7 protein-coding genes are annotated in these 5,847 nt (G+C 55.8%); 4 read left to right on the top strand and 3 right to left on the bottom strand.

The genetic code is table 11. The features are described 5' to 3' along the window. Positions 1-92 precede the first annotated feature (92 nt). From tnpA to OGV85_RS18455, 4 genes are all read left to right on the top strand, one after another. Positions 93-473 carry an IS66-like element accessory protein TnpA gene (tnpA, locus tag OGV85_RS18470; protein WP_032939119.1) on the top strand — a complete coding sequence of 127 codons (381 nt, stop codon included), beginning with the start codon at positions 93-95 and terminating at the stop codon, positions 471-473. Then, positions 470-817 (top strand): IS66 family insertion sequence element accessory protein TnpB, encoded by a 348-nt coding sequence (gene tnpB, locus OGV85_RS18465; RefSeq protein ID WP_003843771.1) that lies wholly within the window; start codon positions 470-472, stop codon positions 815-817. Before tnpA ends, tnpB (OGV85_RS18465) begins: the two co-directional genes overlap by 4 nt. A 49-nt stretch (positions 818-866) precedes the next feature. Further along, a complete protein-coding gene (gene tnpC / locus OGV85_RS18460) occupies positions 867-2,405 on the top strand; it encodes an IS66 family transposase (protein WP_003843773.1) in 1,539 nt (512 codons plus the stop codon). 135 nt (positions 2,406-2,540) lie between these two features. Next, positions 2,541-3,212 (top strand): hypothetical protein, encoded by a 672-nt coding sequence (locus OGV85_RS18455; protein ID WP_000863683.1) that lies wholly within the window; start codon positions 2,541-2,543, stop codon positions 3,210-3,212. A gap of 239 nt (positions 3,213-3,451) precedes the next feature. On the opposite strand, the gene tnpC (OGV85_RS18450) is transcribed toward OGV85_RS18455, so the two are convergent. The 3 genes from tnpC (OGV85_RS18450) to OGV85_RS24455 are packed head-to-tail and all read right to left on the bottom strand — an operon-like array spanning position 3,452 to position 5,713. Further along, positions 3,452-4,987 carry an IS66 family transposase gene (gene tnpC / locus OGV85_RS18450; protein ID WP_016239903.1) on the bottom strand — a complete coding sequence of 512 codons (1,536 nt, stop codon included), beginning with the start codon at positions 4,985-4,987 and terminating at the stop codon, positions 3,452-3,454. A gap of 49 nt (positions 4,988-5,036) precedes the next feature. Further along, positions 5,037-5,384 carry an IS66 family insertion sequence element accessory protein TnpB gene (gene tnpB / locus OGV85_RS18445; RefSeq protein WP_000609174.1) on the bottom strand — a complete coding sequence of 116 codons (348 nt, stop codon included), beginning with the start codon at positions 5,382-5,384 and terminating at the stop codon, positions 5,037-5,039. Then, the gene (locus OGV85_RS24455; protein WP_050586387.1) at positions 5,381-5,713 is read right to left on the bottom strand and encodes a transposase; all 333 of its coding nucleotides are present in this window, start codon (positions 5,711-5,713) and stop codon (positions 5,381-5,383) included. Before OGV85_RS24455 ends, tnpB (OGV85_RS18445) begins: the two co-directional genes overlap by 4 nt. Between the last annotated feature and the right edge of the window lie 134 nt (positions 5,714-5,847).

The raw sequence follows: 5,847 nt of genomic DNA, 5'->3' as shown, positions 1-5,847 counted from the left end.
GTAAGCGTACAGCGTGAACCGTCTGGTCATAATCCGAAGCATCCGACAAAGTGGTGTCCACCAAATAAGTAGTGGGAACCAAAGTGTCAGATATGCAGAAAAATGTGACTCCCGGCAGGCGAAAAGGCTGCCCTAATTATTCTCCTGAGTTTAAGCAACAACTCGTTGCTGCCTCCTGCGAACCAGGAACATCCATCTCAAAACTGGCGCTTGAAAATGGCATTAACGCCAATCTGCTGTTCAAATGGCGCCAACAATGGCGCGAGGGAAAGCTGCTATTACCTTCTTCAGAGAACCCGCAGCTACTTCCTGTGACTCTCGATGCCGCTGACGTACAGCCAGAGCCGCCCACTGAGAGCCCGGAAGCCCTCAGTATCAGCTGTGAGATAACGTTCCGGCACGGGACGCTCCGCCTCAACGGCACTGTCAGCGAAAAGTTCCTGGCTCTGCTGATACAGGAGCTGAAGCGATGATCCCGTTACCAACAGGTACCAAAATCTGGCTGGTTGCCGGTACCACTGATATGAGAAATGGCTTCAACGGTCTTGCCGCAAAAGTACAGACGGCGCTGAAAGACGATCCGATGTCCGGCCACGTCTTCATCTTCCGGGGTCGCAGCGGCAACCAGGTCAAACTGCTGTGGTCCACCGGCGACGGGCTGTGCCTGCTGACCAAACGGCTGGAGCGTGGTCGCTTCGCCTGGCCCTCTGCCCGTGATGGCAAAGTGTTCCTGACCCCGGCCCAGCTGGCGATGCTGATGGAAGGCATCGACTGGCGACAACCTAAACGGTTGCTGACATCTCTGACCATGTTGTAGGCCTCTTTATCCTGGTTGTTGCTGAATAAGCCTGGTAAAATACGGGCTTATGAACGACACCTCTTCTGACGAAATCCTTCTGCTGAAACAGCGGCTTGCCGAACAGGAAGCGCTGAACCGCGCCCTGCTGGAAAAGCTGGCCGACCGTGAGCGCGAAATAGACCACCTGCAGGCGCAGCTGGATAAACTCCGCCGGATGAACTTCGGCAGCCGTTCCGAAAAAGTATCCCGTCGTATCGCACAGATGGAAGCTGACCTGAAGGTGCTTCAGAAAGAAAGCGATACGCTGACCGGTCGTGTGGATGACCCGGAAGTGCAGCGCTCGCTGCGTCAGACCCGCACCCGCAGACCGTTCCCCGAATCACTCCCGCGTGATGAAAAGCGTATGCTTCCGGCAGAATCCTGTTGCCCGGAGTGCGGTGGTTCGCTGAGTTACCTGGGTGAAGATGCCGCCGAACAGCTGGAGCTGATGCGCAGCGCCTTCCGGGTTATCCGGACAGTACGTGAAAAACATGCCTGTACTCAGTGCGATGCGATCGTGCAGGCAGCGGCGCCTTCACGGCCCATTGAGCGGGGTATCGCCGGCCCGGGGTTGCTGGCCCGCGTGCTGACCTCAAAGTATGCAGAGCACACACCACTGTACCGCCAGTCTGAAATATACGGCCGCCAGGGCGTGGAACTGAGTCGCTCACTGCTGTCGGGCTGGGTGGATGCATGCTGCCGGCTACTGTCGCCGCTGGAAGAGGCGCTTCAGGACTATGTCCTGATGGGTGGCAAACTCCACGCCGATGACACGCCCGTCCCGGTACTGTTACCAGGTAATAAAAAGACGAAGACCGGGCGGTTGTGGACGTACGTTCGCGACGACCGCAACGCCGGGTCAGCGCTGGCGCCGGCCGTGTGGTTCGCTTACAGCCCGGACAGAAAAGGCATCCATCCGCAGAGCCATCTTGCGGGCTTCAGCGGTGTTCTGCAGGCGGATGCGTACGCCGGGTTCAACGAGCTGTACCGCAATGGACAGATAACTGAAGCAGCCTGCTGGGCTCACGCCCGCCGCAAGATCCATGATGTGCACGTTCGTACTCCATCAGTGCTGACGGAGGAAGCCCTGAAACGGATAGGCGAACTGTATGCTATCGAGGCTGAAATACGGGGAATGCCGGCAGAGCAGCGTCTTGGTGAGCGTCAGCAGAAAGCTAAACCGCGACTGAAATCCCTGGAAAGCTGGCTGCGTGAAAAGATGAAAACGCTGTCGCGACACTCAGAGCTGGCGAAGGCGTTCGCGTACGCACTGAACCAGTGGCCAGCACTGACGTACTATGCAGACGATGGCTGGGCTGAAGCCGATAACAATATCGCTGAAAATGCGCTGCGGACGGTCAGCCTGGGCCGCAAAAACTTCTTGTTCTTCGGCTCTGACCACGGTGGTGAGCGCGGAGCACTGCTGTACAGCCTGATCGGGACGTGCAAACTGAACGGCGTGGAGCCAGAGAGGTATCTCTGTCATGTGCTCAACGTCATAGCTGACTGGCCGGTCAATCAGGTCAGCGAACTGTTACCCTGGCGAATAACCCTGCCAACTGAATAACCCGTTCCCGTCAATACGGTTCTCGCTGTACGCTTACAATTGAAGTGCACTACGGATAGCTCATTGTGCTTACAGGGATATCGCTTGATGTGATATTTGATTGTTTCTTTTCTGGAGCCTAAAGGAGAAAAAAGAATGGCTTTCGAATGGAAAGAAATTATCACACCTGTTGCGACGCTGACTGCCGTTTGGCTAGGGGCGAGATTTACACTGCGTAATGAATTGCGAAAAAAAACGCTGGAAATTCAGTCTGAAAAACTAGAACTGCTCTTCACTGAATGCTCTAACGTTTTGAAGGATATTAACCGTGTGTCGTTGGCTGTGTTACATACCCTTGATGATTTTATACCTACTACTGAATCGGAAGGGAGTGTTCCTGAACAGGAAATTCAGGATGCTCTAAGAGCATATAGGGAGAAAGGCGTTGTTATTGATTTTGATGCCATTACTGCTTGCCAGCATAAGCTTGAATTTCATCGGCCTAAAGAGTACCAGGCATGGATTGTAGCGCTCATACCATTGCTTGGGACTCTGACGAAAATGACACCTTATAACAATATGAATCCTATCGCCGAAGCTGATAACCGAAAATGGAGTCACCAGGAGTTAACATTGTACCGTCAGGAGTTAGACGAGAAACGGAACGCACTGCCAATACTAAGAAAGCGTTTAACTAGTGCTATGGCTTCTGACTATCGTCAACTCGGGCTCAGCAGTGAGCCAGCAAATTTTTGGGTATATGTGGAGCGCTGGAAAAGAGTCGTGAATGCCTTCTTTCACAAGCCGCCTACGTCACCTTTAACATAAGATTATTTCACTGTGGGAGAACCGCAATATTTACACCGCATCCTCCCACATGAAAAATTAGTTGATTAGCCACTCCCCAAACACTGCGCCCGAATCTCCGCAACCAACTTACTGATATCCCGCTTTTGACGCGGTCTTGCCGGTATGTCCGGCTCTGAAACCACAGGCGGTACAAACTCCGGTACCGCCGCTTTGCCGGTAAGCGTGCAGTGAGAACCGTATTGACGAAGTGAAGCTGGTCAGGCAGGCAGAGTAACCCGCCACGGGAGCAGAGCACCCACCCGGTTCACAGGCCAGTCGGCGATGACATCAAGTACATAATGCAGATAGCGTTCCGGATCCACGCCGTTTAATTTGCACGTCCCGATAAGACTGTACAGTGACGCACCGCGCTCACCACCATGATCCGAGCCGAAGAACAGCCAGTTTTTTCTCCCCAGACTGACCCGTCGTAGGGCGTTTTCGGCAATGTTATTATCCACCTCCACCCAGCCATCTTCTGCATAGCGGATCAGCGCCGGCCACTGGTTCAGCGCATACCCGAACGCCTTCGCCAGTTCTGAGTGCCTTGAGAGGGTTTTCTGTTTCTCCCGCAGCCACCCCTCCAGTGACGCCAGCAGCGGCAGCACTTTTTGGTGCCGGACTGCCTGCCGTTCCTCTGCTCTTTTACCTCTGAGCTCCGACTCGATGGCATACAGCTCGCCGATCCGTTTCAGCGCCTCCTCCGTCAGGGCTGACGGGGTACGGACGTGAACATCGTGGATTTTTCGGCGGGCATGGGCCCAGCACGCGGCTTCCTTTATATGGCCGTCGCGGTAGAGCTCGTTGAACCCGGCGTAGGCATCAGCCTGCAGTACGCCACTGAAGCCTGCAAGATGGGTCTGAGGGTGGATACCTTTTCTGTCCGGGCTGTAAGCGAACCACACTGCGGGGGCCAGCGCTGATCCGGCGTTGCGGTCGTCTCGAACGTACGTCCATAAGCGCCCGGTCTTCGTCTTCTTATTGCCCGGCAACAGCACCGGGACAGGCGTATCGTCAGCATGGAGTTTGCCGTCGGTCAGGACATAGTGCTGAAGGGCTTCATCCAGCGGTGCCAGCAGACGACAACACGCATCCACCCAGCCCGACAGTACAGAACGACTCAACACTACACCCTGGCGGGCATAGATCTCCGACTGGCGATACAGCGGTGTGTGCTCTGCATACTTTGAGGTCAGCACTCGGGCCAGCAGCCCCGGTCCGGCGATCCCCCGTTCGATGGGGCGCGAAGGAGCCGGGGCCTGAACGATGCGATCGCACCGACGGCAGGCATGCTTTTCACGGACTGTCCGGATAACCCGGAAGGCGCTGCGCATCAGCTCCAGCTGTTCGGCGGCATCCTCACCCAGGTAACTCAGCGAACCACCGCACTCCGGGCAACACGGCTCAGTCGGCAGCAGCCGCTTCTCATCCCGTGGGAGTGACTCAGGGAACGGTTTGCGGGTGCGGGTCTGACGCAGCGGGCGCTGCACTGCCGGGTCATCCACCCGGCCGGTCAGCGTATCGCTTTCCTGCTGCAGCAGGTTCAGGTCAGCTTCCATTTGCGCGATACGGCGGGATACCTTTTCGGAACGACTGCCGAAGTTCATCCGGCGCAGCTTATCCAGTTGCGCCTGCAGATGGTCTATTTCGCGTTCCCGGTTGCTCAGCTTTTCCTGCAGGGCGTGGATCAACGCTTCCTGTTCGGCCAGGCGCTGTTTCAGCAGAAGGATGTCGTCAGAAGAGGTATCGTTCATAAGCCTGTATTTTACCAGGCTTATTCTGCGACAACCAGGATAAAGAGCGCTACAACATGGTCAGGGATGTCAGTAACCGCTTTGGCTGTCGCCAGTCGATACCTTCCATCAGCATCGCCAGTTGCGCCGGCGTCAGGAACACTTTGCCATCGCGGGCTGAGGGCCAGGCGAAGCGACCACGTTCCAGTCGCTTTGTCAGCAGGCACAGACCATCGCCGGTGGACCAGAGCAGTTTTACCTGACTGCCGCTGCGTCCCCGGAAGATGAAGACGTGGCCGGACATCGGGTCATCTTTCAGCGCGGTCTGCACCTTTGCGGCGAGGCCATTGAAGCCGTTGCGCATATCGGTGATACCGGCAACCAGCCAGATTTTTGTGCCTGCGGGAAGATTTATCATACCGGCCCCCGCATCAGTTCGCGCAGGACAGTGCTCATGAGTTCAGCAGAGGGATGAGTCAGTGTTATTTCTCCTCCCCGACATTTTATGTGGCAGGTAGCGGGAGGAGAGCAGGATGGTAGTTCGAAGGTTGGGAGAGAAGAGCCCGCCTGAAGCTGCACGGGTATCAGGGCAGGAAGCGACGATGAGTTTTTTCGGGGCCGACAGACCCGCCCTTCACGCTGCCAGAGCCTTATCCATTTAAAGAGCAGGTTATCATTGACGTCATGTTTCCGGGCCAGTGCGGCAATACTGCCTTCTTCTTCAAGAGCCAGCCTGACCAGTTCCATTTTGAATTCAGGGGAATAGTGTTTCCGGGGAAGTCTTTCTTTAGCGCGCATGAGGTGTCCACCTGCAAAATAAGTGGGTGCTTAAGTTACAGGATCCTGGATTCGGGACCAGACGGTACTCAGACGACGCTTAC

Source organism: Citrobacter sp. Cf132, from assembly GCF_030333885.1.
In the GTDB taxonomy this organism is placed as follows: Bacteria; Pseudomonadota; Gammaproteobacteria; order Enterobacterales; family Enterobacteriaceae; genus Citrobacter; species Citrobacter freundii.
The sequence above is the reverse complement of the archived record's forward strand: the minus strand, read 5'-3'. Positions and strand labels throughout refer to the sequence as shown.